Genomic DNA, 23,782 nt, shown 5'->3' with positions numbered 1-23,782 from the left:
AACTGCCCCGGCGCGCAACCAGGGAGGCCCCATGAGCGACAGTATTCCGCATCCGCGCGACACCGCACCGTACCTCGGCGGCGATGTCGAGGCCCGGCTGCTGTACACCGCTTACGCGCGCAAACCGCTGAACCTGCTGATCACCGCCAGCGCGGCGCTGCTGATCGGCGGCCTCTTGGGGCGGTTCTTTCCGGCGCCCGAAATGACACTCTGGACGGCAGCGCTGCTGGTCGATGTGGCCATCGGTTGCCTGGAATACAGCGCTTTCCAGCGTGCCGCGCCCCAGCCGCCGGCCATCGCGCGCTGGCGCAAGATTTTCCTGGCCGGCGCGCTGGTGGCGGGCGCGGCCTGGGCGCTGGGCCCCTGCCTGCTGATAGGCCAGGCCCGCGGTGCCGAGTTGACCTTGCTGGTCACCCTGCTGCTGGCGGTCTGCACGGTGGCCATGATTTCGCTGGCGGAACAACGCACCGCCATGCTGAGCTTTGTGGCTGCCGTGGCCGCGCCACCGGCACTGGTGCTCTGCTACAGCGGCGCTGCCTGGGAAGGTCTGGTGGCCCTGGCACTGGTCTGCGGCACGCTGCTGATGATGCTGGTGGGCTATCGACTCAACCAGACGATGCGCGAGCTGCTGGAGAACCAGGGCCGCACGCGCGCCATTCTCGACACCGCGCTGGACGCCATCATCGAGATCGACGCCCAGGGCCGGATCACAGACTGGAGCCGGCGCGCCGAAACGATCTTCGGCTGGCGCAAGAGCGAGGCGCTGGGACGGCCGCTGGATGAGACCATTCTTGCGCCGGCGCAGCGCGACGCCTTTCGCGGCAGCCTCGTCGGTGCCGTACCCGGACAGGTGTTGACCCAACGCATCGAAAGAGTCGCCCTGCGCCAGGACGGCTCGGAGTTCCCGGTGGAAATGAGCCTCACGCCGCTACAGCGCGGGCTGCTGGGGCACTTCACCGTCTTCATTGCGGACATTACCGAGCGCAAACTGGCGCAAGCCAGGATCATCGACAGCGAAGAGCGTTTTCGCACCCTGATCGAGTGGACGCGCGAAGCCATTGCGGTGCATCGCAACGGGCTGCTGATCTATGTCAATCCAGCCGCCATCGCCATGTTCGGCGCCAGCTCCGGGCAAGACCTGCTGGGCCGCCCGGTGCTTGATTTTGTGCATCCGGATTTTCTGGCCATCGTGCAAACACGGATGAAGAACACGCCGGTCGATCAAGTCGTCACGCCGATGGTCGAGCAGAAGTTCGTCAAACTCGACGGCACGGCGATGGACGTGGAAATCCAGGCCACGCGGATCAGCTACGCCGGCGCGCCGGCCGTTCAGGTGGCCATGCGCGACGTCACGGAGCACAAGCAGAATGTGGTCAAGCTGGCGCTCACCAACAAGCGCCTGGGGGCTCTCATCGAGGCCATCCCGGACGCCATTTTTTTCAAGGACCCCGAGAGCCGCTGGCAAATCACCAACGAACCGGCCAAGCGTTTGTTCCACCTGCACGGTCTGGCCTGGCAGGACAAGACGGAGATGGAGCTGGCGCAATTGCACCCGGAGTTCCGGGCCGCCCACGAGGCCTGTCTGGTGGACGACGAAAAAGCCTGGCAAGCCGGCAAGCTGGCCCTGTTCTTCGAAACCATGGTGGACGAGGACGGCACAGCGCACGAGTTCGAGGTGCGCAAGATGCCGGTCTTTGACGAGCAAGGCCAGCGCCAGGCGCTGGTGATCATCGGGCGCGACGTCACGGAACGCAAAAAAGCGGAAGAAGCGCTGGAAGAGAACCGCCAAAAATACCAGGCCTTGAGCGAAGCGGCGTCGGAAGCCATTTTCATCTCGGAGCAAGGCCAATGCCTGGAACAAAACAGCCGGGCGCAAGAGCTGTTCGGCTACACCTCGCAAGAGGCGGTGGGCCGCTCCGACACCGAGTGGATTGCGCCGCGGGACCGGGACCGGGTGCTGAAAAACATGCTGGCCGACTATGAATTGCCCTACGAAGCCACCGGCTTGCGCAAGGACGGCTCCACCTTTCCGGTCCTGCTGCGCGGCAAGCGGATGCACTACAAGGGCAAAGTGGTTCGGGTGCTGACGATGGACGACATCACCGAGCGCAAGCAGGCCGAGGAAGCGCAGCGCATTGCCGCCACCGCTTTCGATTCGCAGCAGGGCATGATGGTCACCGACGCACAGCGCCAGATCCTGCGGGTCAACAAGGCCTTCAGCGCGATCACCGGCTACGAGGCACTGGAAGCGGTCGGCCAGACGCCCCAACTGCTGGCCTCCGGCCGCCACGATGCGGACTTTTTTGCCGCCATGTGGGGCGCCATTGCACGCAGCGGCTCCTGGCAGGGCGAAATCTGGAACCGGCGCAAAAACGGCGAGCTGTTCCCGGCCTGGTTCACCATCAGCGCCGTCACCGACGAGACCGGGCAGACCAGCCACTACGTGGGCGCCTTCGCCGATCTGAGCTCGCGCAAGACGGCCGAGGACCAGATCAGAAACCTGGCTTTCTACGACACCTTGACCGGCTTGCCCAACCGCCGACTCCTGATCGACCGGCTGGAGCAGGCGCTGCTGGGCGGCGGCCGGCCGTTGCGCAAGGGGGCGCTGCTGTTCGTCGACATCGACAACTTCAAGACCTTGAACGACACCCTGGGCCATTCCCAGGGTGACCTGCTGTTGCAGCAAGTGGCCCGGCGTCTGAGCAACTGCACGCGCGAGGGCGACACCGTGGCGCGGCTCAGCGGCGACGAATTCGTGGTGCTGCTGGAAAACCTGAGCCGCAGCGACCGGGAGGCCGCCCGACAGGCCGAAACCGTGGGCGAAAAGATTCTGCTGGCCCTGCACCAGCCCTACCAGCTCGACAACGGCGAGCATCACAGCACCTCCAGCATCGGCATCACCTTGTTGAGCAGCCAGCAGCAGGGCAGCACCGACGAACCGCTGAAACGCGCCGAACTGGCGATGTACCAGGCCAAGGCGGCCGGCCGCAATGCCTTGCGCTTCTTCGACCCGCAGATGCAGGCCGAGGTCACTACACGCGCCACGCTCGAAGCGGATTTGCGCGAGGCGATTCTGAAAGACCAGTTCGTCCTGTACTACCAGCCGCAGGTGGTGGGCAAGGACCGCCTGACCGGCGTCGAAGCCTTGCTGCGCTGGCAGCATCCAGAGCGCGGGCTGGTGCTGCCGGCCGAGTTCATTCCCCTGGCCGAGGACAGCGACCTGATTCTTGCCTTGGGCCAATGGGTGCTGGAGACGGCTTGCGCGCAGTTGAAGCGCTGGGCCGGCCAGCCGGCGCTGGCGCAACTCAGCATCGCGGTGAATGTCAGCGCCCGCCAGTTCCACCGCGAGGATTTCGTCACTCAGGTGCTGACGGTACTGGAGCGCAGCGGCGCCAACCCGAAGCTGCTCAAACTGGAACTGACCGAGAGTCTGCTGGTGGACGATGTGGAAGGCGTCATCGCCAAGATGAGTGCCCTCAAGACTCGGGGCGTCGGCTTTTCGCTGGATGATTTCGGCACCGGCTATTCGTCGCTCTCGTACCTCAAGCGCCTGCCGCTGGACCAGCTCAAGATCGACCAGGGCTTCGTCCGCAATATCCTGACCGACCCCAACGACGCGGCCATCGCCAAGATGGTGATCGCCCTGGCCGACAGCATGGGACTGGCGGTCCTCGCCGAGGGGGTTGAAATCGAAGCCCAGCGGGACTTTCTGGCACACCAGGGTTGCCATGCCTACCAGGGTTATTTGTTCAGCCGGCCGCTGCCGGTCGACGAGTTCGAAGCGTTTGCGCGGCGCTGAGCCCACCTTGCCACCCCCTTGAGCACTGCACGGAGAGACCCATGAACGCAACAGTCGAAAGTCTCTCCCGGCGCGCGGCGCGCCGTTTCTGGGGCTGGGGCGCCGCCGACACGGTGCTCGATGCGCGCGAGCAGGCCACGGTGCAATTCATGGTGGAGCAGTTGGGCGGACAATTTGCCGCTGTGGCGCCGCCGGCCGTTGCAGACTTTGACCTGCCGCCGCCCAGGATCGCGCCACCGGCGGCGCTGGCGACCATGTTCTCGGCAACGCCGCTGGACCGGCTCAATCATGCCTACGGCAAGAGCTACGCCGATTGCGCCCGCATGTGGCTGCGCCAGGTACCCCATCCGCCGGACTGGGTCGCCTTCCCGGACCACGAGCAAGCGGTCGTCGACATCCTCGACTGGGCGGCACGCAGCAAGGTGGCGGTGATTCCCTTTGGTGGCGGCAGCAGCGTCTGCGGCGGCGTCGAAGCGGCCATCGGCAATGATTTTGCCGGCGCCATTGCGCTCGACATGGAGCGCCTGGGGCGGGTGCTGGAGATCGACACGGTGAGCCGCGCGGCACGCATCCAGGCCGGCGCCTTCGGGCCCGACATCGAGTCGCAATTGCGCCCGCACGGTCTGACCTTGCGCCATTTCCCGCAGAGCTTCGAGTTCTCGACTTTGGGCGGCTGGATCGCCACCCGCGCCGGCGGACATTACGCCAGCCAGTACACGCATATCGACGACTTGGTCGAAGCCACGCGCATGGTGACGCCGGCCGGGGTGCTGCAAACGCGGCGTCTGCCCGCCTCCGGCGCCGGCCCGGCACCGGACCGGCTGGTGCTGGGCAGCGAAGGCACGCTGGGCGTCATCACCGAAGCCTGGATGCGGCTGCAAGACAAGCCGAAATTTCGGGCCTCGGCCTCGATTAAATTTGCCGACTACTTCAGTGCCGCGCGCTGCCTGCGCGCGCTGGCGCAGTCGGGCCTGAACCCCAGCAACTGCCGCCTGCTCGATCCCATGGAAACCGTCTTCGCGGGCGTTGGCGATGGGCGCCATGCGGTGCTGGTGCTGGGCTTCGAGTCGGCCGACCATCCCTTGCAGCCCTGGATGGCGCGCGCCCTGGAACTGGTGCGCGATCACGCCGGCCAATACGACACCGACGCGGTGGCGCGCTCCATGGCCAACGAGGGCAGCCAGGAACACCGGCAAGGCGCCGCCGGCGCCTGGCGCCGGGCCTTCATTCGCATGCCCTACTGGCGCGACCCGGCGGTGGGACTTGGCATCATCATGGACACTTTCGAGAGCGCCATCACCTGGGACCGGTTCGAGAGTTTCTACCAAAACGTGAAGCATGAGGTGCAGTCCGTCATCGAGCGTGTGACGGGTCAGGGGAGCCTGCTTTCCTGCCGCATCACGCACCTTTACCCGGACGGCGTAGCGCCCTATTTCACCATCGCCGTGCTGGGTTCGCCCAACGGCGACGTCGCCAGTGCGCTAGCAGCCTGGCGCGAGATCAAACTGGCGGCCAACGCGGCGGTGGTGGCGCAGGGCGGCAGCATCACGCACCACCATGCGGTCGGTCGCGACCACCGCAGCGGCTACGAGATCGAGGTGCCGGACCTGTTCCGCCAGATGCTCAGCGCCGCCAAGGCGGTGGCCGATCCGGCCGGCATCCTCAACCCGGGCGTGCTGATAGCCACCCGGCAGCGGCCCGCCGGACCTGGCGGCGTGCTGGCGAACTGAGAGCCATCGCCCGCCACTTCAGGCCGACCCCAGCGGCTTCACCTCATACCGGCTGCCCAGTCGGAACAGACGAACCGCCACATTGCGGATCTCCTGCTGCAAGGCCAGCAGCTCCAGCACTTCGAAATCGAACGACAGCCGCGCCAGTTGCCGGGCGTACCACGCCAGATCATCGACCTGGCTGTGCAGCAGCACGGCGTCGCCCATCGGCACCAGCAAGCCGATGGCGGCGAACAGCTCGGCGCGCGCCGTCGCCATGTCGGTCTTCAGCAGCACGCGCACCGCTTGCGCCCGCGGCAAGGTGGCCAGGCCCAGCGCCAGATGGCGCACCGCATCGAAATCGGCGGGCGCCGCAAACGATTGCGGGCGTGGCGCCACGGCTTGGATGCGGTCCAGCCGGAACGAGCGCAAACCATTTCTGAGGTGGCAGTAGCCGACGGCGTACCAACGGCCACCGCGCCAGGCCAGGCCGTAGCAGTCGAACTCCCGCTCGCTGGCGGCACCGTTGGCAGCGCAGTACTGGAGCCAGACCCGGTGCCGCACATGCGCGGCGGCGCTGAGTTCCAGCAGCGCGGCGCTCTGCACCGGAGCCACCGGTTGCGACAGATCAAGCTGCATGGTCGCCGACAAGGCCCGCAGTTTGGCGCGCAAGCCCTGGGGCATGACACGCTCCAGCTTGCTTTGCGCACTGCGGGCACCGGTCTCGCTGCCCTCCAGCCCGAGGCCGGCGGCAAACAGCAGCCCCAAAGACATGGCCAGCGCCTCGTCGTCGCTGAACATCAGGGGCGGCAGCTTGAAGCCGGGCGTCAAGCGGTAAGCGCCGTAGCGTCCGCGGTCGGATTGCACCGGGATGCCCAGGCCCTGCAACTTGGTGACATAGCGCCTGAGCGTGCGCTCATCGACCTGGAGCCGGCGCGCCAACTCGCTGCCGCTGAGCTCATCGAAGTTCTGCAGCAGTTCCAGCAGCGCCAGCACGCGGGTGGTGGGGGAAGCCATGGCGCGAGTTTATGACGGCCAGCGATGAATCAGGACAGATAGTGTCCGGATGGCGCCCTACAGTCCTCTCCACCCCCCCAACAAGGAAGTGAACGCCATGTATTTATTGACCGAAACCAGCCACCTCTGGCTGTTTGCCCTGATGGTTCTGGGCATCATCGCGCTGCCCGGCATGGACATGGCTTACGTGATGGCCAGTTCCCTGGCCGGTGGCCGCAAGCTGGGCCTGGCGGCCGTGGCCGGCATTGCCGGCGGCGGCGTGCTGCACGTGGTAATGGCGACGCTGGGCGTCGGCCTGCTGCTGAGCGTTTACCCGCTGGCCTTCAACGCCTTGCTGCTGGCCGGCTCCCTCTACATCGCCTACATCGGCTGGAGCTTGTGGCGTGGTGCCGCGGCGCTGGGCGAGGTCGGCGCTGTGCCGCGGCTGACGGTGGCGCGGACTGTTTCCCGCGGTGCCCTGTCCTGCCTGATGAATCCCAAGGCCTATGTCTTCATGGTGGCGGTCTTTCCGCAATTCGTGCGGCCCGAGTACGGACCGCTGGCCGTGCAGGCGAGCGTCATGAGCTTGATCATCGCGCTGACCCAGTTCCTGGTCTACGGCGCCATGGCCTGGGGCGCCGGAAGCCTGCGCCTGTGGCTGCGCAACAATCCGCGCCAGCAGATCGCCATCGGGCGCGGCGTCGGCTTGTTTCTGATATTCGCGGCGGCCTGGACCGGCTGGCAAGGCTGGCGCTGAAGCCCTGCCCCGCTATGTCAATCAGCCATTGGCGCGGTCTTTGCCGGCTCCGCCACATAGTCGTGACCCCAGGTCTTCCAGTCGTCGCCGAACAGTTCAACCGGGTGCTGGGTGCGCTCCGAGCCATTGCCGCACAACAGCGCATCGGCCGCGCAGTACTTGTCGCAGCCCCAGCAAAGTCGCTCGGGGTGCTCGGGATGGATCGGAAATTTCTTTGCCATGACGGTGCGGCTGCGCCGTTCCCGGACGCAGCCGTCTGATTCTATTCAGCCCGCGCAGCCACAGCCATTGCCGCTGCTTTGGCTGGGCTCGAACTGCGGAAAAAGCACATTGTTTTCGAGGTGAATGTGGTTGATCAGGTCGTCGTTCAGTTGCCTGATCCCCAGGTACAGAGCCTGCCAGGTGTTGCAGGCGTCTGCCGGCGGCGTGGCGTCGTGGGTCATGGCAGCCAGGCGCTCCAGCAGCTCGCCATGACCGGTGTGTTCGCTGCGCAGCACGCCAATTGGATGCACCACAAACGGATTGCCGCCGGCCTTGAGCATCGGAAAGAGAATGGCTTCCTCTTTTTCCATGTGGCTCAACAACTCGCGTTCCATGGCCTCCAGCAATTGCGCCAGGCCAGCCGGCAAATCGGGATGCTCACGGTGCACCGCCTCGACGCGCCGCGCCATCCGGATCAACTCGGGCAGTTGGACGCGGTGCAGCGCGTGGTAGCGCTCCAGAATGTGGTCGATCAAGGCCGCCGGCGCCGTGCTGTGGGGCAAGTCACTGCCGCGCTGCAAGCCGGCCAGTTCCTCCAGCACGGCTGCCAGGTCCAGTTTGCGGTCCTGGGCGGCCTGGCGCAGGCTGATCTGGCCACCGCAACAGAAGTCGAGCTTGAGGCGCCGAAAGACGGCGGTGGCACCGGCCAATTGCACCGCGATCTGGCCCAGTGCCTGGTCGGCGCGGTTGAGGAAGAGCTGCGGTTCCGGCAATTCGATTCGAGCGTTCATTGAGGTTTCCTTTCAAAGATTCATACGGTGTGCATATTTTATCCGATAAAATGCATTACTTGTTCATCTTTTAAGACGCTGCCTGGCTTTCGGACTTCCCAGAGCGGCGCCATTGGCCACCCAGAGGATCTTGCGATGAAACTTACCAGTTGGACCGACTACAGCCTGCGCGTGCTGATGTATTGCGCCGCCAGCGAGGGGCGCGCCGAGCCGGTGACGATCACCGAGATCGCCGACGCGCACGACATCTCGCGCAGCCACCTGACCAAAATCGTGGTGGAACTCTCCAACCAGGGTTTGCTGGAAACGACGCGTGGCCGCGGCGGCGGCCTGCGCCTGCTGAAATCGGCCAAGGACATCGCGCTGGGCGCCGTGGTGCGCCATACCGAGACCGACTTCACCATGGTGGAGTGCTTCGACTCGGCCAGTGGCAGTTGCCGGCTGACCGGGCATTGCGGCCTGAAGAGTGTTCTGCACCAGGCCTTGCAGAGCTATATGCAGGTGCTCGACGGCGTCACGCTGGCCGATCTGGTGCCCTCGTCCGGCGCCGGGCTGCCCAATTTGCCGAAACGCCGCGCGGCGGTCAAGTTGACGACGTCCAGGTAGGCGGGCGCGGCAAAACCGGGTGGCGCGGCGGGCGCCCCCGGTCGGTTCAAGTCCGTGGGGCATGGCCCCGAAATCAGGCGCTCTTGTTTCCCACCAGCGGCACCGCCGCCTGGAGTGAGCGCTTGCCGCCGGTCAGCAAACGCAGGGCGAACCAGGCCAGGAACACAGTGCCCAGGGCAAACACCAGGTCGCCCGGCACGCGCAGCCAGACCAGTGTTTCCATCAGCTTGGAGTGAACCACCTCGGGTGAGCGCGCAAACCACATGCCCTGGGTGATGCTGGCCCAGGCCTGGTAAATGCCGGCCGGCACCAGCGAGATGAACACCATCATGGCCAGGCCGATGTTGAGCGACCAGAACATGGGGGCCAGCAGCCGATCCGACCAGGCGGCGCGATCCGACAAGCCGCGCAGACAGAACAGCAGCAAGCCTATGCCCAGCATGCCGTAGACGCCGAACAGCGCGGCGTGGCCGTGCGCCGCCGTCATGTTGAGGCCTTGCATGTAGTACAGCGCGATCGGCGTGTTGATCGAGAAGCCCAGCAGGCCGGCGCCCACCACGTTCCAGAAGCCGACGGCGATGAAACACAGAATGGACCATTTATAGGTCTGCACCCAGGGCGCCGCCTTGGAACGCTGGTAGTTGCGATAGGCTTCCACCCCTATCATCGCCAGCGGCACTACCTCCAGCGCCGAGAACATGGCCCCGATGGCAATCACAAAGGTCGGCGTGCCGGTGAAGTACAGGTGATGCAAGGTGCCCAGGATGCCGCCGAACAGGAAGACGATGGTTTCCAGCACGATCGCGCTGTTGGCCGTGCTGGCGCGGATCAGGCCCAGGCGGGTGAACAACAAGGCGATCACGGCGGTGGCAAACACTTCGAAGAAGCCTTCCACCCACAGGTGGACCAGCCACCAGCGCCAGTATTCGATCATGGAGTAATGCGTATGCGGCCCCCAGGTCAGCGAGGTGGCATAGAAGCCGCCGATGCACAGCGCGGCCAGGAACACCATGGCAATCAGGCCGCGGCTCTCGGACGGCGTCTTCAGGGCCGGCCACAGGCCACGCCCCAGCAAGGTGACCCAGAACAGCAGGCCGACAAACAGCAGCACTTGCCAGACGCGTCCCATGCTGGTGAATTCCAGGCCTTGGTTGCCGACCCAGAAGCTGAAACCATTGCCCAGGTGCTGCAGTGAGCCCAGCCAGCCAAAAGCGGTGGAGCCGACGACGATGAACAGCAGGGCGTAGAACAGCAGGTCGACACCCAGCTTCTGGTATTTGGGCTCGTGCCCCGAGATCGCCGGCGCGATGTACAGGCCGGTGGCCAGCCAGGCGGTGGCGATCCACAGCACGGCGAACTGGGTGTGGATGGTGCGGCTCACCGTATAGGGCAGGATCTGCGCCAGCGGGAAGCCGAAGAAGCTGTGCCCCTCCACCGCGTAGTGCGCGGTGAGGGCGCCCATGGCGACCTGGGCCAGGATCAGGCCGATCACGACGTAGAAGTATTTGCGCGTCGCCTTCATCGACGGCGTCGGTTTCAGGTCGAACAGCGGATCGGTCTTGGGTGGCGTCGGATCGCCCTCCTCCCGGGTCGTCGAGTGGTACAGGATCATGCCGGCGATGGCGGCGATCATCAAGATGATGCTGGCGATGGACCAGATGCCGGCACCGGCCGTTGGCACGTTGTCGACCAGCGCTTCGTGCGGCCAGTTGCTGGTGTAGCTCAGGTCGGTCTGGCCCGGTCGGTCGGTGGCGGCCGACCAAGCCGCCCAGAACATGAAGGCCGGCAGCGCCTGCAGGTCAAGCGGGTCGGGCAGGGAGCCGGCGTTCATGGCGTACTGCTCGCGCAGCTTGTCCAGGGAGGGGTCGTTGCCGAACAAGCCCGTGTAATGCTGCCTGACTTGTTCTATCGCTTCGGCACGGTCCGCCGAAACGGCGATGCTGTCGGTCGTGGCGTCATAAGTGTTGCGCCGCATTTCGTGCTTCAGCCGGCCATTGAGTTCGGCTTGCTGGCCAATGCTCAGTTGCTCGAAGGATTTGCCGAAATCGCGTTGCGACCAGATCGCGCGCAAGGCCAGCGCTTCACGGTGCAGCCAGTCGGCCGACCAGTCCGGCGCGACATAGCTGCCGTGGCCCCAGACGGTGCCCAGTTGCTGGCCGCCGGCCGACAGCCAGGCTTCCTGCCCGCGCTGGATCTGTCCCTCGGAGAACAGCACCGTTCCGTTGCTGCTGATGACTTGTTTGGGAATGGGCGGCGCCGTCAGGTAGATCTCGGTCCCGACCCAGCCTAAAACGGCAAAAGACAGTACACAGATGACGGCCAGCCAGGTCCAGAGTTTGCGCGTTGCGTGCATGGCGAGGATTCCTTATCGGTAGCGTTGAAACAGACGTGGATGTAAGTTCGAATCGAAGCTTACTAATGATGCATCTTACATGAATCTTTGAAAAGATTCAATATAAATGCATCTTTATAGTGATGTCTGTCTGCTAGCGGACACAGAGGGATTTATTCAGCAGTTGCCCACGGCGTGCCATCGGCGGCCAGGGTCAGGCCTTTGCGTTGGACGATCATGGCGTAGGCCTCGGGGCGGCGGTGCAGGTCGAAATTGAAAGTGGTTTTCTGGTAGACCGCGCAAAAGTCCAGGTCGCTACGCGCCAGCGCCATCTCGTCGTCTTTGCTCAGGCAACGCGCCACCAGCTCGCCGGAGGGCGCGATGATGCAACTGCCGCCGATGCTGTCGACCCCTTCCTCCACCCCGGCCTTGGCCACGCCCACCACCCAGCAGCCGTTCTGGTAAGCGCCGGCCTGCATCGCCAACTGGTTGTGAAACAGCGACAAGTCGTCGTGCTGCGGCGCCGGCGCGTTGTGCACCGGCGTGTTGTAGCCGATCAGCACCATCTCCACGCCTTGCAGCCCCATCACGCGGTAGGTCTCGGCCCAGCGCCGGTCGTTGCACAAGGCCATGCCGACCACGCCGCCAAAGGCCGGCGTCACGTCAAAACGCCGACCTGGTGTGAAATAGCGTTTTTCCAGGTGCTGGAAGCGCCGCCAGGGCTCATGTTCGCGGTGGCCCGGCAGGTGGACCTTGCGGTACTTGGCGATGATGGTTCCGCTGCGGTCGACCAGGATCGAGGAGTTGTAGCGCACCTTGTTGCCCTGTTCCTGCGCCAGTTCGGCGTAGCCCAGGTAAAAGCCCACGCCCAGCTTGTGCGCCAGTTCAAACAGGGGTAGCGTGGCGGCGCTGGGCATCTCGCGCTCGAAGAAGCTGTCGATCTCGTCCTCGTCCTGCATGTACCAGCGCGGAAAGAAAGTGGTCAGCGCCAGCTCGGGGTAGACGATCAGCTGCGCGCCGACCGCGTGCGCCTCGCGCATCAGGGCGCACAGCCGGGCCACCACCTGGGTTCGGCTGTGCTGGCGCTGGATCGGGCCCAGTTGGCCCAGCGCGACGTTCACATAACGGGGCATGACAAATTCCAATCCGGTTTAAAAATCAAGAGCACTCTGTGGGCGGTTGGCCAGCTTCAGCACCACTTGCAGCAGCACCTGGGCACCCTGCGCCAAGTGCTCTGGCGTGGTGAACTCGCGCACGTTGTGGCTCAGGCCGTCGACGCTGGGCACAAAGATCATGGCCGTCGGGCAGACGCGCGACAGCATCTGCGCGTCGTGGCCGGCGCCGCTGGGCAGGCGCAGCGTGGCCAGGCCCAGGGCACGGGCTTGCTGCTCCACCAGGTTCACCAGCGCCGGGTCGAAGGCCACCGGCTCAAAGCGTGCCAGTGTTCGCTGGCGGCAAGTCACGCCCTGGGCGGCGGCCGTCTGTTGCGCATAGGCCAGCACCTCCAGTTCGGCGCGCGCCAGCATGGCCTCATCGGTGTTGCGCAAGTCCACCGTCAGCACGGCGCGCTGGGCAATCACGTTGATCAGGTTGGGCGTGAGCTGAATCGAGCCGACAGTGGCGATCTGACGCCCGCCGTAGCGCAGCGCCAGGTCATGCACGAAGGTGGTGATGCAGGCTGCCGCGTACGCCGCGTCGCGGCGCAGCGCCATGGGCGTGGTGCCGGCGTGGTTGGCGTTGCCCTCCAGGGTGAACTCGGTCCACGAGATGCCTTGCACGCCCTCCACCACGCCGATCGGCAAGCCTTGCTGGTGCAGCACCGGGCCCTGCTCGATGTGCAGCTCGATAAAACTGTCGACCTGCGGTTGGCCTACCGGCGCCGTGCCCCGGTAGCCGATGCGTTGCAGTTCGTCGCCGACGGTAGCGCCATCGATGCCCGACGTGTCCAGCGCCTGCGCCAGCGGCAGCGCGCCGACATAGACCAGGCTGCCCATCATGTCGGGCTGAAAGCGCGCGCCCTCCTCGTTGCTGAAAAAGGCCACGGCCAGCGGGCGCCGGGTGCGCAGGCCCGCATCACGCAGGGTGGCAATCACTTCCAGGCCGGCCAGCACACCCAGGTTGCCGTCGTACAGGCCACCCGTGCGCACGGTGTCGATGTGCGATCCCATCATGACCGGGGGCAGTTCCTCGCTGCCCGGATAAACGGCCACGCCATTGCCGATGCCGTCCACGCTGACCGTCATGCCCAGCGCCCGCATGCGCGCCACGGTCCAGTCGCGGCCCAATCTGTCGGCGTCGCTGAAAGCCAGCCGATTGACGCCGCCGCCCGGCAAGGCGCCGCACGCACCTAACTCTTGCAGGCTGTCCAACAGTCGCTGTGCGTTGATTGCCGGAGCGCTCATGCCGCTGCGCCTTGCCGGATATCGTCCGCACTGGCGCCCACCAGTTGCTGGTACAGCGCCGGGTCGGTGTCGGCTTCGCTGCCGAAGAACAGGAGGCGGCTGCTGGCGTCCAGCGCCAGTGCGGCGCGGGCCGCCGGGTCGCGCAGCACGCCGATGGCTGCTGCCAAACCCGCCACAGCCGACTCGCCGGCCACGATCGCGGGGTCCGCCCCCAGCGGGTGCGCCAGCAGGCGCATGGTGGCCACCGCCGCCTGGTCATCAACGCTGCAAAACGCATCGGCGCCCTGCGCCAGGATGTCCCAGGCCAGCAGGGACACCTCGCCGCAAGCCAGCCCCGCCATCAAGGTGTCCAGCTCACCCGTCACGGCGGTAACCCGGCCGTTGCGCGCACTTTGCATCAGGCAGTCGGCCGCGCTCGGCTCCACCACCCCGAAGAAGGGGCGCCGGGCGGCATCGCGCTCCCAGAAATAGGCGCAAACGGCGGCGGCAAAACCGCCCACGCCGGCCTGCACAAAAACGTGGGTGGGCCACTGGTCCAACTGCCGGACCGCCTCGGCCACCATCAGCTGATAGCCTTGCATGACATCGCGCGGCACGTCCATATAGCCGGGGTAGGAGGTGTCGGAAATCACGAACCAGCCGTTGGCGCGAGCGTCGCGGTCGGCCTGGCGCACCGCCTCGTCGTAGTTGCCGGCGGTGCGAACCACTTGCGCGCCGTAACGCGCTATGGCTTGCTTGCGCCCCTCGCTCACCGTGGCGTGGATGTAGATGACACAGCGGCAGCCGAACAACTGCGCGCCCCAGGCCACCGAGCGGCCGTGGTTGCCGTCGGTGGCGCAGCTGACGGTGATGCCGGCGCAGGCCTGGCGCACTTGCGGCAGCAACAGGTCGGCGCTGCCCAGGCTGCGGCCCAGGCGTGGCCCCAGCTCGCGGCACAGCAAGCGGGCCACGGCATAGGCGCCGCCCAGTGCCTTGAAGCTGCCCAGACCGAAGCGCGAGCCTTCGTCCTTGTAATGGATGGCGGCCACGCCCAGCGCGCCGGCCAGCTGTGGCAGGGCGTGCAAAGGCGTGACTCGGTAGCCGGGCCAGGCCGTGATCGCCTGTTCTGCTTGCGCCAGCGCCGCGGCCCGGAGGATTTGAGCGCGCTGCGCGCCATAGGGCTGGCTGCGCTGGCGCGCCGGATTCAGGAAAACCGTGCTGGCGATGCTGGGAAGTTCGGACATGAGGAAAAGACCCAAGGGTTAAGAATCGGTTTCAAGATCGTGCAGCAGCGTATGCAAGTCCTCGATGCGGGCCATGCGGCTGCGCGCCTGTTTGCGCGTCCGGGCGGCGACGGCGCCGGCCAGGTAGTTCACCAGACTGACCGCCGCCACATAGGAGTCGAAGATCTGCTGCATTGGCGTTGCACCGGGGCTGGGGCAATGCAGGACCACCGCGGCTTGCGAGGTCAGCGCCGACAACTGGGCATCGGTCAGCAGCAGCAGGCGGACCTTGGCGCTGCGCGCCGCCGCCACCAGGGGTGCCAGGCGGCGCGTGCGGCGTCTGAAGTCCAGCACCAGCAGGACGTCGGTGGCGTCCAGGTCGGCCAGCATTTCGGCGGCCTGGCCGGCCATGTCGTTGAGCAACTGCACACCGGGCCGCACTTGCGACAGCAGGGCATGCGCATGGAAGGCCGTCATCGCGCTGTTGCGGTAGCCCACCACCAGGATGCGGCGGGCCTGCGTCAACAGCGCCAGGGCACGCTCCAGCGTGTCGTCACTGGCGCCGTCGAGCAGGGCGCGCAGGCGCAGCGCATCCTGCTGCACGTGCTGCTCCAGCCGGCTGAGGGCGCTTTGCCGGGTCCGGCTGAGGTCCATGCGAAACAGCGGCGATTGCTGCGACACCTGGCTGCGCACATGCTGCCGGAAGGCATGGAAATCGGCGAAACCCAGGCGCCTGAAAAAGCGCGCGGCGCTGGCCTTGGAGACGCCGGCCAGCTTCGCCAGTTCGGTCGCCGAGTAGCTCAGCAAATCCTTTTGCCGGGTCAGCACCACGTCGGCCAGCTTGCGCTCGGTGACGGACAGTGCGTCGTAGGCCTGGCGGATTTTGGCGGCCAGGGATTCGCAGGGTTGGGTCATTTTTGGGCTATCGCGGAGGGACGGGTATTCAACTTCGGTGCGGACCTCACCAATTTGAGGCATGGCCCGCACCAGCATGAAACTTCTGTTTCATATCAATATTCTATGAAACCTCAATTTCATGGCTCGCAGCCCATCATGCAAATTCGATGCCCGCCAGCGTCCGTCGTTTTGCGGCAGAGGGCGCATCGGCGTTGACGGCACCCCGCGGCAGGCGCGTGGCACGCAACTTGCCTAGCCAGCGCATGTTCAACTTTTGCCATCGCTACGCCATGAAATCCAGATTCCTCTCCTGCGTCACCGGCCTGCTGGCCGGTCTTGTGCTGCTGTCGGCTCCGGCCCATGCCGATGATTCGCTCAGCAAGGTGCTGGCGAAGAAGTCGATTGCCCTGGGCATTCCGACCGACTTTCCGCCTTACGGTTTCATGGGTCCGGACTTCAAGCCGCAGGGGCTCGATGTCGCCGTGGCGCAGCTGATTGCCGACAAGCTGGGCGTCAAGGCGGAACTGGTGCCGGTCAGCACGCCCAACCGCATTCCCTATCTGCAAACCAAAAAGATCGACCTGATCGTCTCGGCCCTGGGCAAGAACGCCGAGCGCCAGAAGGTGATCGACTTCACGATCGCCTACGCGCCGTTCTACCAGGCGGTGTTCGGGCCGAAAGCGCTGACCATCAAGAACTTTGCCGATCTGGGCGGCAAGACCATTGCCGTGACGCGCGGCACGATCCAGGACGACGTGCTGCAGCAAGTGGCGCCGCCCACCTTGAAGATCCAGCGCTTTGAAGACGACAACTCGACCGTCGCCGCCTTCGTCTCGCAGCAGACTCAGTTGATCGCCACCGGCGCCGCCGTGGCCGCGCTGGCGGTGCAAAAAAATCCGCAGATCGAGGCCGAGTACAAGCTGCTGCTGAAGGATTCGCCCAACTTCATCGGTGTGCGCAAGGGCGAGCAGGCCTTGCTGGACAAGGTCAACGCCATCATCAAGCAGGCCAAGACCGACGGCACGCTGGAAGCCTATGCGCAGCGCTGGCTGGGCCGCGGCACCGGCAACCTGCCGGAATAGGGCGCAATGGCGCGTTGACTGCAATTCCTTAGAGCGCAGGTCGCATGACGTTTGATTTCCTGGTGGTGCTGGCGCAGTGGCCCATGCTGCTCAAGGGGCTGACGCTGACCAGCCTGCTGAGCCTGGCGGCAGCGCTGCTGGGCACGCTGCTGGGCATTGCCTGCGCCTGGTCACGCGGGCACGGCGGGGCCGGCTTGCGGGCGCTGGTGGGCGGCTATGTGGAGCTGATCCGCAACACGCCCTTCATCATCCAGCTGTTCTTTGTCTTCTTTGGCCTGCCGGCGGCCGGCGTGCGGCTCTCGCCCGAGGTCGCCAGTATTTTGGCCATGGTGCTCAATCTGGGCGCCTACGCCAGTGAAATCATCCGCGCCGGCATCGAGGCGACGTCGCGCGGCCAGCTGGAGGCGGCGCAAAGCCTGGCGCTCAACGGCTGGCAGACATTCAGCCGCGTGGTGCTGCCGCCGGCACTCGCGCGCGTCTGGCCGGCGCTGGTCAGCCAGATCATCATCGTGATGCTGGGCTCGGCGGTGTGCAGCCAGATCTCGACCGAGGAAGCCTCTTACGCCGCGAACCTGATCTCCAGCCGCACCTTCCGCAGCTTCGAGGCCTACATCATCGTCACCGCCGAGTACCTGCTGCTGGCCGTGCTGCTGCGCCAGGCGCTGAACTGGCTGGGGCCGCGCTTCATCTTCGGCCGCTGAGGGCACGGTAATAGCAAGATGGTCGAATTCACACTTTGGGACATCGTGCACCAGCTGCTGCTGGCTCTGCGCTGGACCGTGGGCCTGTCCATGATCGCCTTTGTCGGCGGCGGCCTGGTCGGCCTGGCGTTGCTGCTGGCCCGGCTGGCCGGCTGGCCCGGGGCCCGGCGCGGCGTCGCGCTGTACGTGCAACTGTTTCAGGGCACGCCGCTGCTGATGCAGATCTTTCTGACCTACTTCGGCCTGGCCCTGCTGGGTGTCGACACCTCGCCGCTGCTGGCCGCCGCGGTCTGCCTGACGCTCTACACCAGTGCCTACCTGACCGAGATCTGGCGCGGCTGCGTCGACGCCGTGCCGCGCGGCCAGTGGGAGGCCAGCAGCAGCCTGGCGCTGAATCTGCGCGAGCAGTTGCGCCACGTGATTTTTCCGCAGGCCAGCCGCCTCGCCGTGGCACCCACGGTGGGTTTCCTGGTGCAGGTCATCAAGGGCACGGCGCTGACTTCCGTGATCGGCTTCGTCGAGATCACCAAGGCCGGCCAGTTGATTGCCAACGCCACCTACAAGCCGTTTCTGGTGTACGGCTGCGTCGGCTTGATGTATTTCGCGCTGTGCCTGCCGCTGTCGATGTGGAGCCGGCGCATCGAGCAAAAACTCCGACCCCAACCATGACCTCAACTTCCGAATCCGCACCGTCTTTTCCGCTGGTCGATATCCGCGGCCTGCGCAAGCGCTATGGCACCCACGAAGTGCTCAAGGGCATCGATCTGCAGGTCGGGCGGCGCGAGGTGGTGTGCGTCATCGGCAAGAGCGGCTCCGGCAAAAGTACACTGCTGCGCTGCATCAACGGACTGGAAGACTTTCAGCAGGGCGAGCTGCGGGTCGACGGCCAGGCCTTGCAGCCCGGCAACCCGCGGGCCATGCGCGAACTGCGCCAGAACGTGGGCATGATTTTTCAGAGCTTCAACCTGTTCCCGCACTTGAGCGCCGGACGCAACGTGATGCTGGCGCCGACCCTGGTCAAAGCTCTGCCCAAGATGGAGGCCCGCCAGCGCGCCGAGCAGTTGCTGGAGCGCGTCGGGCTGGCCGACAAGTTCGACAGCCTGCCGGATCGCCTGTCGGGCGGGCAGCAGCAGCGGGTGGCGATTGCGCGTGCGCTGGCGATGAACCCGGAAGTCTTGCTGTGCGACGAAATCACCTCGGCGCTGGACCCCGAGCTGGTGGGCGAGGTGCTGCAGGTGGTGGAGCGGCTGGCGCTGGAGGGCATGACCCTGATCATCGTGACCCACGAGATGAGTTTTGCGCGCAAGGTCAGCGACCGCGTGGTCTTCATGCACCAGGGCAAGGTGCATGAAATGGGCGCGCCCGAGACCTTGTTCACGCAGCCCCGCACGCCCGAGCTGCAACAGTTTCTGTCGGCGCTCAAGTAGACGCCGCGACGCTGTTTTCCGGGCGCGGGCGCTGGCGCACGTGATTGGAGAATTTACGGTAACCTTCGCGCTCGCGCAGCACCCTCATTTCTTGCCGGAGCCCCCATGAATGCCAACCAACAAACCGTGACCAAGTTCTATCGCGCCTTTCAGGCGCTGGACGCCGACAACATGGTCAGTTGCTACGCGCCGGACGTGCGCTTTGACGACCCGGTGTTCTCGCTGCGCGGACGGCGCGAGGCCGGCGGCATGTGGCGCATGCTGTGCGCCGCCACCCAGGCCAAGGGGCGCGAGGAGTGGAAACTGGAGTTCAGCGCCGTCCAGGCCGATGGCCGCAGCGCCAGCGCGCACTGGGAAGCGCATTACCGCTTCAGCGCCACCGGCCGGCTGGTGCACAACATCATCGATGCCCAGTTCACCTTCACCCCGGAGGGCCTGATTGCCAGCCACAGGGACCGCTTCAGCTTCTGGCGCTGGTCGCGCCAGGCCCTGGGGGCGCCGGGCCTGCTGCTGAGCTGGACGCCCATGCTGCGCGCCAAGGTGCAGGCGCAAGCCGGCGCCAACCTGAAAAAATTCCTGGCCGGCCAGCCCTGAGGCAGCCGCTGCCGGACACGACAAAAAATCCCCTGAACACGAGAACGCCTGATGCACTGGTTTGAAGATTTTGAGACGCGCTACTTCGACTTCAATGACCAGCATATCCAGGCCCGGGTCTCGCGCGGCTTGCCGGCCGGCCGGCCGGCGTTGCTGTTGCTGCACGGTTTTCCGCAAACCCATGTGATGTGGCACCGGGTGGCACGCCAGCTGAAGCACGATTTCTATCTGGTGCTGCCGGACTTGCGCGGCTACGGCGACTCGTCCAAGGCACCGGGCCTGGCCGACCACAGCAACTACAGCAAACGTGCCATGGCGCAGGACATGGTGGCGCTGATGGACGCGCTGGACGTGGCTTCTTTTGATGTCTGCGGCCACGACCGCGGCGCCCGCGTGGCGCACCGGCTGGCGCTGGACCACCCGCGGCGGGTGCGACGGCTGTGCCTGATCGACATCGCACCGACGCTGGACATGTACGCCGCCACCGACTTTGAATTTGCGTGCGCCTACGACCACTGGTTTCACCTGATCCAGCCGGCGCCCCTGCCCGAGACCATGATCATGGGCAGCGCGCTGGCCTATCTGCACGCCAAACTGGGCGGCTGGGGCGCGCAAGGCCTGGACCACATCGAGCCGGCGGCGCTGGCCGAGTACGAACGCTGTTTCGGCAACCCGGCCACCCTTCACGCCGTCTGCGAAGACTACCGGGCCAGCGCCGGCATCGACCTGGAACACGACCGCGCCAGCCGCGCCCAAGGCGACAAGATCGCCTGCGACACGCTGCTGCTGTGGGGCCAGCGCGGCGTGGTGCACCGGTTGTTCAAGCCGCTGGAACTCTGGCAGGCGCAATGCGCCGGCAGCGTGACCGGGCAAGCCCTGCCGGCCGGGCATTTCATTCCGGAGGAGTTGCCGCAGCAGACGGCGGCGGCGCTGCTGGCGTTTTTTGGGCAAGGCCGGTAGGCGTTTGCTCAGCGTCCACCTTCAGGACACGGCTGAGCGAACAGTGTTGGCAAGCTGCCACGATTGAGACTTGGTTTGCCCTGGCATCCACAACTCCGCGCCAACCCGCATCGCGCCCGGTCATAATTTGCTCCAACAAAAGAGGGACCTCTTCAAACCCCCAGCGTGATCGCCTGTGCCGGCGGTCCGGTCCAACATGGTCTATCTTGCGTGGGAGGCATCTATGACGGAGACAAGCCATCAACTCGGCCGCATGAATAAGTTCGCCAGCTTCTTTCGTGGCTATATGGGCTCGGCACCGGTCATTGCCGCGGCGCTTCCTATTCCGGTAACCGCTGGAAAAGTAATCCCGACCTACCAGGAACACACATTATTTTTGACCGCCTATTGTTCGATGTTTTGCTTTCTCATAGTGGCGTTCGTGTTTTATCGGCGGCACCGAATCGGCACGTACCTGCGCCCCGAAAGCTGGGGCAAACGCAGCCGGATCGTCGGGCGTTTTATGGTGTCGTGGCTGCCACTGGTCGCCATCATCCTCACTGCGGCGAGCATTGTCGGCTACCACTCCGCGCTATACGCCAGCCTGGATGCGCAGGTATTCCCGCCGAATAGCACGCTGGCTGAAATGCTGGCGAAAGGAACCACTCGGAACTTGTCGTTTGCTTCGCAAGCGTGCTTCTTTGCGTCGTATTTGGGGATTTTTGGATTTTCCACATTCGCCTTTTCCTTGATGGCAGTTCGCGAGTACATGCAAACGGAACTGGGCTTGAGTGAAGTGGCCTTGGTCGATAGGGCCGGTGATCCCGCGGTGGAGAAGGTACAAGGGGTCAAGCCGGCAACCAACACGGACACTGCGCGATAAGGGCAAGACGCAAACGGAGGCGGCGATGGATCGGTCGGTCAAATTTTGGGACAGAATCGCGGCGCGCTATTCGAGGCAACCCGTTGCCGATGAGGCGGCTTACGAAAAGAAGCTGCAGGTCACGCGCGAATATTTCCGGCCGGACATGGAGCTGCTGGAGTTTGGCTGCGGAACCGGGTCGACCGCCATGGCCCATGCGCCTTATGTGAAACATATTCTGGCGACGGATATCTCATCCAAGATGATTGAAATCGCCCAAGCCAAAGCGGACGCGGGACATATCAAAAACATCACTTTCAAGTGCTCGGCCATAGCTGATTTCAGCGCTCCCGATCGAACCCTGGATGCCGTGTTGGGGCTCAACATCTTGCACCTGCTGGACAACAAGGAGGAGGTCATCGCCAGGGTGCACCAAATGCTCAAACCCGGCGGCATTTTCGTCACCAGCACGGCCTGCCTGGGAGACACCATGAAGTTTCTGAAGCTTGTCGCGCCCATTGGAAGATTTTTAGGTTTTCTGCCCTTGGTCAAGGTCTTTACCACAGGAGAATTGGTAACCCGTTTGACCGAAGCCGGTTTCGGGATCGACTACCAATGGCAACCGGGCAAAAACAAGGCTGTGTTCATTGTGGCGAAGAAGGCGCAATAGGAGCGGTGCATGGAGAAGATCCTGCTCCGGACATGACGCCAGACGCCAAGGGCTCCTCCCGACGAAACGATCCACGACATGCCCATGAAGCGCCACTTTCTGACAATTGCATCTCCTGAAAGCCGCATCATGAACATCCGCGGTCCACTCACCGGCATCGAGGACGAATGCGAACGCGTGCTGCGCACGCTCCCGCTCTGGTTCGGCCACGAGGAGTCGGCGAGTGCACCGTTGTCGTCCGTTCATCGTCAGCGTCAGGCGGCACAAAACGATTTACCGTGCCCACCGGACTGACTCCAGTCACGCTCCGCCTGATGACGGAGCCGGACATTCCACTGCTGCACGAATGGCTGCAACGGCCACACGTCCTTGAGTGGTGGGGCGATAGGGATGAGCGGCTCACGCCCGCGCAAACCAGGGCCAAGTACCTGCCAAGAGTCATGGCAGAAGAGCGGGTCACGCCCTACATCGCCATGCTTCACGGGCAGGCGATTGCCTATGCCCAGTCATACGTGCCAATCGGATGCGGCGGCGGCTGGTGGGAGGAGGAAACCGATCCCGGCGTTCGCGGAATCGATCAGTTCTTATCCGAGGACACCCACCTTGGAAGAGGGCTCGGAACTCAGGTAGTCATCGCTATGGTCAAGTTGCTCTTCCAAGACCCGGCAGTAACCAAAATCCAGACCGATCCGGACCCCGCCAACCTGAGAGCAATACGCTGCTACGAGAAGTCGGGCTTTCGGCGTGTCAAGATCGTCGTGACACCTGATGGGCCGGCCCAGTACATGCTGCAAGAAAGGCCTTTGCCGACCTGAGCGCGCCGGGGTTCCGGATTTCAGCGAAAACTTCAAGTTGCCGTTAACCGCAACCCCGACCGGTCGCGGCTCGCTTGGGACGGGGAAGTCCGCTTCTTTCGTTAAACCTTCCCCTTCGATCTCACGCCAAACACCGCTTGATTTGTAACTACGTTGTAGTTATCATTCGCCCATGAGAAGTCTGAGCTTTGAATGGGATGAGCGCAAAGCTGCGGCAAACGCAAAGAAACATGGGGTCAGTTTTGATGAGGCCAAATCCGTCTTCGTTGACGAGCGGGCCAAGCTGATTGACGACCCAGACCACTCCGAAAACGAAGACCGTTTCGTTTTGCTTGGTTTGAGCAGCGCGCTGCGCTTGCTTCTGGTGTGTCATTGCTATCGTGTCGAGGGCAACGTCATACGAATCATCTCAGCCCGCAAAGCAAGTGCCAAAGAATCAAAGTCTTACCCGTGAAGGTGACCCATGCGCAAAGAATATGATTTCACCGCTGCGAGGAAAAACCCGTATGCGGCCCAGCTTAAAAAGCAAATTACCATTCGCCTTGACGAAGAATCAATCGATTACTTCAAGTCGATATCGCAAGAAGCCGGCATTCCGTACCAGAGCCTCATCAATTTGTATTTGCGAGACTGTGCCGCTTCCCATCGCAAGCTCAATTTGAACTGGTCGTAAGTGCTTGCTCCGACGGGCCGGGTTAACAACGTTGGCGGCTCAATCACGCTGGCAAATTGACATTGAACCGCAGTGACGTTCGCAACAGCTTTGTCATGAATCAGCCGCAATTCAGTCCTCCCAACAGCGAGCGCTCCGCGCTTCCGGCAGCGGCTGGCTGCGGTGTTCGACGCTCTTGGAAATATATGCATCCGTCCATTGAGAGTAACCATCCCCCGGCAAAGCCGGGGGCTTTCAAATTGTGAGCCGCTCAAAGCGGCAAAACGGGGTCGCTAACGCGGCCCCAACCCTTGGTGCCACCGTTTCGGTGGCCGTTTATCTCCACAG

At 64.4% G+C, this 23,782-nt stretch carries 24 protein-coding genes; 16 read left to right on the top strand and 8 right to left on the bottom strand.

Going from position 1 to position 23,782, the window contains the following annotated elements; genetic code table 11:
• Positions 1-31 precede the first annotated feature (31 nt).
• Both PHS32_RS12750 and PHS32_RS12745 read left to right on the top strand, forming a co-directional pair.
• A complete protein-coding gene (locus PHS32_RS12750) occupies positions 32-3,799 on the top strand; it encodes a PAS domain S-box protein (protein ID WP_301079377.1) in 3,768 nt (1,255 codons plus the stop codon).
• Positions 3,800-3,840: 41 nt separating this feature from the next.
• Entirely contained in the window at positions 3,841-5,529 is a 1,689-nt protein-coding gene (locus PHS32_RS12745) for an FAD-binding oxidoreductase (protein ID WP_301079376.1), read from the top strand.
• An 18-nt stretch (positions 5,530-5,547) separates the two neighbouring features.
• Here PHS32_RS12745 and PHS32_RS12740 read toward each other — a convergent pair whose 3' ends face one another.
• Positions 5,548-6,525 carry a YafY family protein gene (locus tag PHS32_RS12740; protein WP_301079375.1) on the bottom strand — a complete coding sequence of 326 codons (978 nt, stop codon included), beginning with the start codon at positions 6,523-6,525 and terminating at the stop codon, positions 5,548-5,550.
• Positions 6,526-6,622: 97 nt separating this feature from the next.
• Here PHS32_RS12740 and PHS32_RS12735 point away from each other — a divergent pair, with 97 nt between their 5' ends.
• Complete coding sequence (locus tag PHS32_RS12735) at positions 6,623-7,261, top strand: LysE family translocator (RefSeq protein WP_301079374.1); 639 nt, start codon at positions 6,623-6,625, stop codon at positions 7,259-7,261.
• Between the two features lie 17 nt (positions 7,262-7,278).
• Here the strand turns inward: PHS32_RS12735 and PHS32_RS12730 are convergent, their stop codons facing one another.
• Together PHS32_RS12730 and ytfE are read right to left on the bottom strand one after the other, a co-directional pair.
• Positions 7,279-7,482 (bottom strand): DUF3079 domain-containing protein, encoded by a 204-nt coding sequence (locus PHS32_RS12730; RefSeq protein WP_301079373.1) that lies wholly within the window; start codon positions 7,480-7,482, stop codon positions 7,279-7,281.
• Positions 7,483-7,527: 45 nt separating this feature from the next.
• The gene (ytfE, locus tag PHS32_RS12725) at positions 7,528-8,253 is read right to left on the bottom strand and encodes an iron-sulfur cluster repair protein YtfE (protein WP_301079372.1); all 726 of its coding nucleotides are present in this window, start codon (positions 8,251-8,253) and stop codon (positions 7,528-7,530) included.
• A gap of 135 nt (positions 8,254-8,388) precedes the next feature.
• Between ytfE and PHS32_RS12720 the strand changes: the two genes are divergently transcribed.
• On the top strand, positions 8,389-8,859 hold the full coding sequence (locus PHS32_RS12720) for an Rrf2 family transcriptional regulator (protein ID WP_301079371.1): 471 nt from the start codon (positions 8,389-8,391) through the stop codon (positions 8,857-8,859).
• Between the two features lie 73 nt (positions 8,860-8,932).
• On the opposite strand, the gene PHS32_RS12715 is transcribed toward PHS32_RS12720, so the two are convergent.
• The 5 genes from PHS32_RS12715 to PHS32_RS12695 all read right to left on the bottom strand — a co-directional run bounded on the left by PHS32_RS12715 (position 8,933) and on the right by PHS32_RS12695 (position 15,710).
• The gene (locus PHS32_RS12715; RefSeq protein WP_301079370.1) at positions 8,933-11,212 is read right to left on the bottom strand and encodes a nitric-oxide reductase large subunit; all 2,280 of its coding nucleotides are present in this window, start codon (positions 11,210-11,212) and stop codon (positions 8,933-8,935) included.
• 152 nt (positions 11,213-11,364) lie between these two features.
• Entirely contained in the window at positions 11,365-12,324 is a 960-nt protein-coding gene (locus tag PHS32_RS12710; protein WP_301079369.1) for an N-carbamoyl-D-amino-acid hydrolase, read from the bottom strand.
• Positions 12,325-12,342: 18 nt separating this feature from the next.
• Positions 12,343-13,593: a Zn-dependent hydrolase gene (locus PHS32_RS12705; RefSeq protein ID WP_301079368.1), complete on the bottom strand. Its 1,251-nt coding sequence runs from the start codon at positions 13,591-13,593 to the stop codon at positions 12,343-12,345.
• A complete protein-coding gene (locus PHS32_RS12700) occupies positions 13,590-14,816 on the bottom strand; it encodes a diaminopropionate ammonia-lyase (RefSeq protein ID WP_301079367.1) in 1,227 nt (408 codons plus the stop codon). The genes PHS32_RS12705 and PHS32_RS12700 overlap by 4 nt, the downstream gene beginning before the upstream one ends.
• An 18-nt stretch (positions 14,817-14,834) precedes the next feature.
• Positions 14,835-15,710: a MurR/RpiR family transcriptional regulator gene (locus PHS32_RS12695; RefSeq protein ID WP_301079366.1), complete on the bottom strand. Its 876-nt coding sequence runs from the start codon at positions 15,708-15,710 to the stop codon at positions 14,835-14,837.
• A gap of 272 nt (positions 15,711-15,982) precedes the next feature.
• On the opposite strand from PHS32_RS12695, the gene PHS32_RS12690 reads away from it, so the two are divergent.
• The 12 genes from PHS32_RS12690 to PHS32_RS12635 all read left to right on the top strand — a co-directional run bounded on the left by PHS32_RS12690 (position 15,983) and on the right by PHS32_RS12635 (position 23,455).
• Positions 15,983-16,774: a transporter substrate-binding domain-containing protein gene (locus tag PHS32_RS12690; protein ID WP_301079435.1), complete on the top strand. Its 792-nt coding sequence runs from the start codon at positions 15,983-15,985 to the stop codon at positions 16,772-16,774.
• 44 nt (positions 16,775-16,818) lie between these two features.
• The gene (locus tag PHS32_RS12685; RefSeq protein ID WP_301079365.1) at positions 16,819-17,475 is read left to right on the top strand and encodes an amino acid ABC transporter permease; all 657 of its coding nucleotides are present in this window, start codon (positions 16,819-16,821) and stop codon (positions 17,473-17,475) included.
• An 18-nt stretch (positions 17,476-17,493) separates the two neighbouring features.
• Positions 17,494-18,144, top strand: coding sequence for an amino acid ABC transporter permease (locus PHS32_RS12680; protein WP_301079364.1), 651 nt, complete (start codon positions 17,494-17,496; stop codon positions 18,142-18,144).
• Complete coding sequence (locus PHS32_RS12675) at positions 18,141-18,902, top strand: amino acid ABC transporter ATP-binding protein (RefSeq protein ID WP_301079363.1); 762 nt, start codon at positions 18,141-18,143, stop codon at positions 18,900-18,902. The genes PHS32_RS12680 and PHS32_RS12675 overlap by 4 nt, the downstream gene beginning before the upstream one ends.
• A gap of 105 nt (positions 18,903-19,007) precedes the next feature.
• Positions 19,008-19,496 carry a nuclear transport factor 2 family protein gene (locus tag PHS32_RS12670; RefSeq protein ID WP_301079362.1) on the top strand — a complete coding sequence of 163 codons (489 nt, stop codon included), beginning with the start codon at positions 19,008-19,010 and terminating at the stop codon, positions 19,494-19,496.
• Positions 19,497-19,547: 51 nt separating this feature from the next.
• Positions 19,548-20,456 carry an alpha/beta hydrolase gene (locus tag PHS32_RS12665; RefSeq protein WP_301079361.1) on the top strand — a complete coding sequence of 303 codons (909 nt, stop codon included), beginning with the start codon at positions 19,548-19,550 and terminating at the stop codon, positions 20,454-20,456.
• A 253-nt stretch (positions 20,457-20,709) separates the two neighbouring features.
• Positions 20,710-21,318 carry a hypothetical protein gene (locus PHS32_RS12660; RefSeq protein ID WP_301079360.1) on the top strand — a complete coding sequence of 203 codons (609 nt, stop codon included), beginning with the start codon at positions 20,710-20,712 and terminating at the stop codon, positions 21,316-21,318.
• 25 nt (positions 21,319-21,343) lie between these two features.
• A complete protein-coding gene (locus tag PHS32_RS12655) occupies positions 21,344-21,967 on the top strand; it encodes a class I SAM-dependent methyltransferase (protein WP_301079359.1) in 624 nt (207 codons plus the stop codon).
• Between the two features lie 84 nt (positions 21,968-22,051).
• Positions 22,052-22,261, top strand: coding sequence for a hypothetical protein (locus PHS32_RS12650; protein ID WP_301079358.1), 210 nt, complete (start codon positions 22,052-22,054; stop codon positions 22,259-22,261).
• Positions 22,246-22,782 carry an AacA4 family aminoglycoside N(6')-acetyltransferase gene (locus PHS32_RS12645; RefSeq protein ID WP_301079357.1) on the top strand — a complete coding sequence of 179 codons (537 nt, stop codon included), beginning with the start codon at positions 22,246-22,248 and terminating at the stop codon, positions 22,780-22,782. The genes PHS32_RS12650 and PHS32_RS12645 overlap by 16 nt, the downstream gene beginning before the upstream one ends.
• 172 nt (positions 22,783-22,954) lie before the next feature.
• Positions 22,955-23,236, top strand: a complete 282-nt coding sequence (locus PHS32_RS12640) for a BrnT family toxin (protein WP_301079356.1) — start codon at positions 22,955-22,957, stop codon at positions 23,234-23,236.
• Between the two features lie 9 nt (positions 23,237-23,245).
• Positions 23,246-23,455, top strand: a complete 210-nt coding sequence (locus tag PHS32_RS12635) for a BrnA antitoxin family protein (protein ID WP_301079355.1) — start codon at positions 23,246-23,248, stop codon at positions 23,453-23,455.
• Positions 23,456-23,782: the final 327 nt, after the last annotated feature.

This window comes from Rhodoferax sp. (genome assembly GCF_028714215.1).
Lineage (GTDB): Bacteria > Pseudomonadota > Gammaproteobacteria > Burkholderiales > Burkholderiaceae_C > Rhodoferax.
Note: the sequence above shows the minus strand (reverse complement) of the source record. Positions and strands in the feature narration are given on the sequence as shown.

What these genes read in the sequence shown, in the direction of transcription:
- PHS32_RS12735 (WP_301079374.1), top strand. Translation starts at nt 6,623, where the DNA reads ATGTATTTATTGACCGAAACCAGCCACCTCTGGCTGTTTGCCCTGATG.
- PHS32_RS12715 (WP_301079370.1), bottom strand. Translation starts at nt 11,212, where the DNA reads ATGCACGCAACGCGCAAACTCTGGACCTGGCTGGCCGTCATCTGTGTA.
- PHS32_RS12675 (WP_301079363.1), top strand. Translation starts at nt 18,141, where the DNA reads ATGACCTCAACTTCCGAATCCGCACCGTCTTTTCCGCTGGTCGATATC.
- PHS32_RS12705 (WP_301079368.1), bottom strand. Translation starts at nt 13,593, where the DNA reads ATGAGCGCTCCGGCAATCAACGCACAGCGACTGTTGGACAGCCTGCAA.
- PHS32_RS12665 (WP_301079361.1), top strand. Translation starts at nt 19,548, where the DNA reads ATGCACTGGTTTGAAGATTTTGAGACGCGCTACTTCGACTTCAATGAC.
- PHS32_RS12730 (WP_301079373.1), bottom strand. Translation starts at nt 7,482, where the DNA reads ATGGCAAAGAAATTTCCGATCCATCCCGAGCACCCCGAGCGACTTTGC.
- PHS32_RS12685 (WP_301079365.1), top strand. Translation starts at nt 16,819, where the DNA reads ATGACGTTTGATTTCCTGGTGGTGCTGGCGCAGTGGCCCATGCTGCTC.
- PHS32_RS12745 (WP_301079376.1), top strand. Translation starts at nt 3,841, where the DNA reads ATGAACGCAACAGTCGAAAGTCTCTCCCGGCGCGCGGCGCGCCGTTTC.
- PHS32_RS12640 (WP_301079356.1), top strand. Translation starts at nt 22,955, where the DNA reads ATGAGAAGTCTGAGCTTTGAATGGGATGAGCGCAAAGCTGCGGCAAAC.
- ytfE (WP_301079372.1), bottom strand. Translation starts at nt 8,253, where the DNA reads ATGAACGCTCGAATCGAATTGCCGGAACCGCAGCTCTTCCTCAACCGC.
- PHS32_RS12670 (WP_301079362.1), top strand. Translation starts at nt 19,008, where the DNA reads ATGAATGCCAACCAACAAACCGTGACCAAGTTCTATCGCGCCTTTCAG.
- PHS32_RS12690 (WP_301079435.1), top strand. Translation starts at nt 15,983, where the DNA reads ATGAAATCCAGATTCCTCTCCTGCGTCACCGGCCTGCTGGCCGGTCTT.
- PHS32_RS12695 (WP_301079366.1), bottom strand. Translation starts at nt 15,710, where the DNA reads ATGACCCAACCCTGCGAATCCCTGGCCGCCAAAATCCGCCAGGCCTAC.
- PHS32_RS12650 (WP_301079358.1), top strand. Translation starts at nt 22,052, where the DNA reads ATGAAGCGCCACTTTCTGACAATTGCATCTCCTGAAAGCCGCATCATG.
- PHS32_RS12740 (WP_301079375.1), bottom strand. Translation starts at nt 6,525, where the DNA reads ATGGCTTCCCCCACCACCCGCGTGCTGGCGCTGCTGGAACTGCTGCAG.
- PHS32_RS12660 (WP_301079360.1), top strand. Translation starts at nt 20,710, where the DNA reads ATGAATAAGTTCGCCAGCTTCTTTCGTGGCTATATGGGCTCGGCACCG.
- PHS32_RS12635 (WP_301079355.1), top strand. Translation starts at nt 23,246, where the DNA reads ATGCGCAAAGAATATGATTTCACCGCTGCGAGGAAAAACCCGTATGCG.
- PHS32_RS12655 (WP_301079359.1), top strand. Translation starts at nt 21,344, where the DNA reads ATGGATCGGTCGGTCAAATTTTGGGACAGAATCGCGGCGCGCTATTCG.
- PHS32_RS12710 (WP_301079369.1), bottom strand. Translation starts at nt 12,324, where the DNA reads ATGCCCCGTTATGTGAACGTCGCGCTGGGCCAACTGGGCCCGATCCAG.
- PHS32_RS12750 (WP_301079377.1), top strand. Translation starts at nt 32, where the DNA reads ATGAGCGACAGTATTCCGCATCCGCGCGACACCGCACCGTACCTCGGC.
- PHS32_RS12680 (WP_301079364.1), top strand. Translation starts at nt 17,494, where the DNA reads ATGGTCGAATTCACACTTTGGGACATCGTGCACCAGCTGCTGCTGGCT.
- PHS32_RS12720 (WP_301079371.1), top strand. Translation starts at nt 8,389, where the DNA reads ATGAAACTTACCAGTTGGACCGACTACAGCCTGCGCGTGCTGATGTAT.
- PHS32_RS12700 (WP_301079367.1), bottom strand. Translation starts at nt 14,816, where the DNA reads ATGTCCGAACTTCCCAGCATCGCCAGCACGGTTTTCCTGAATCCGGCG.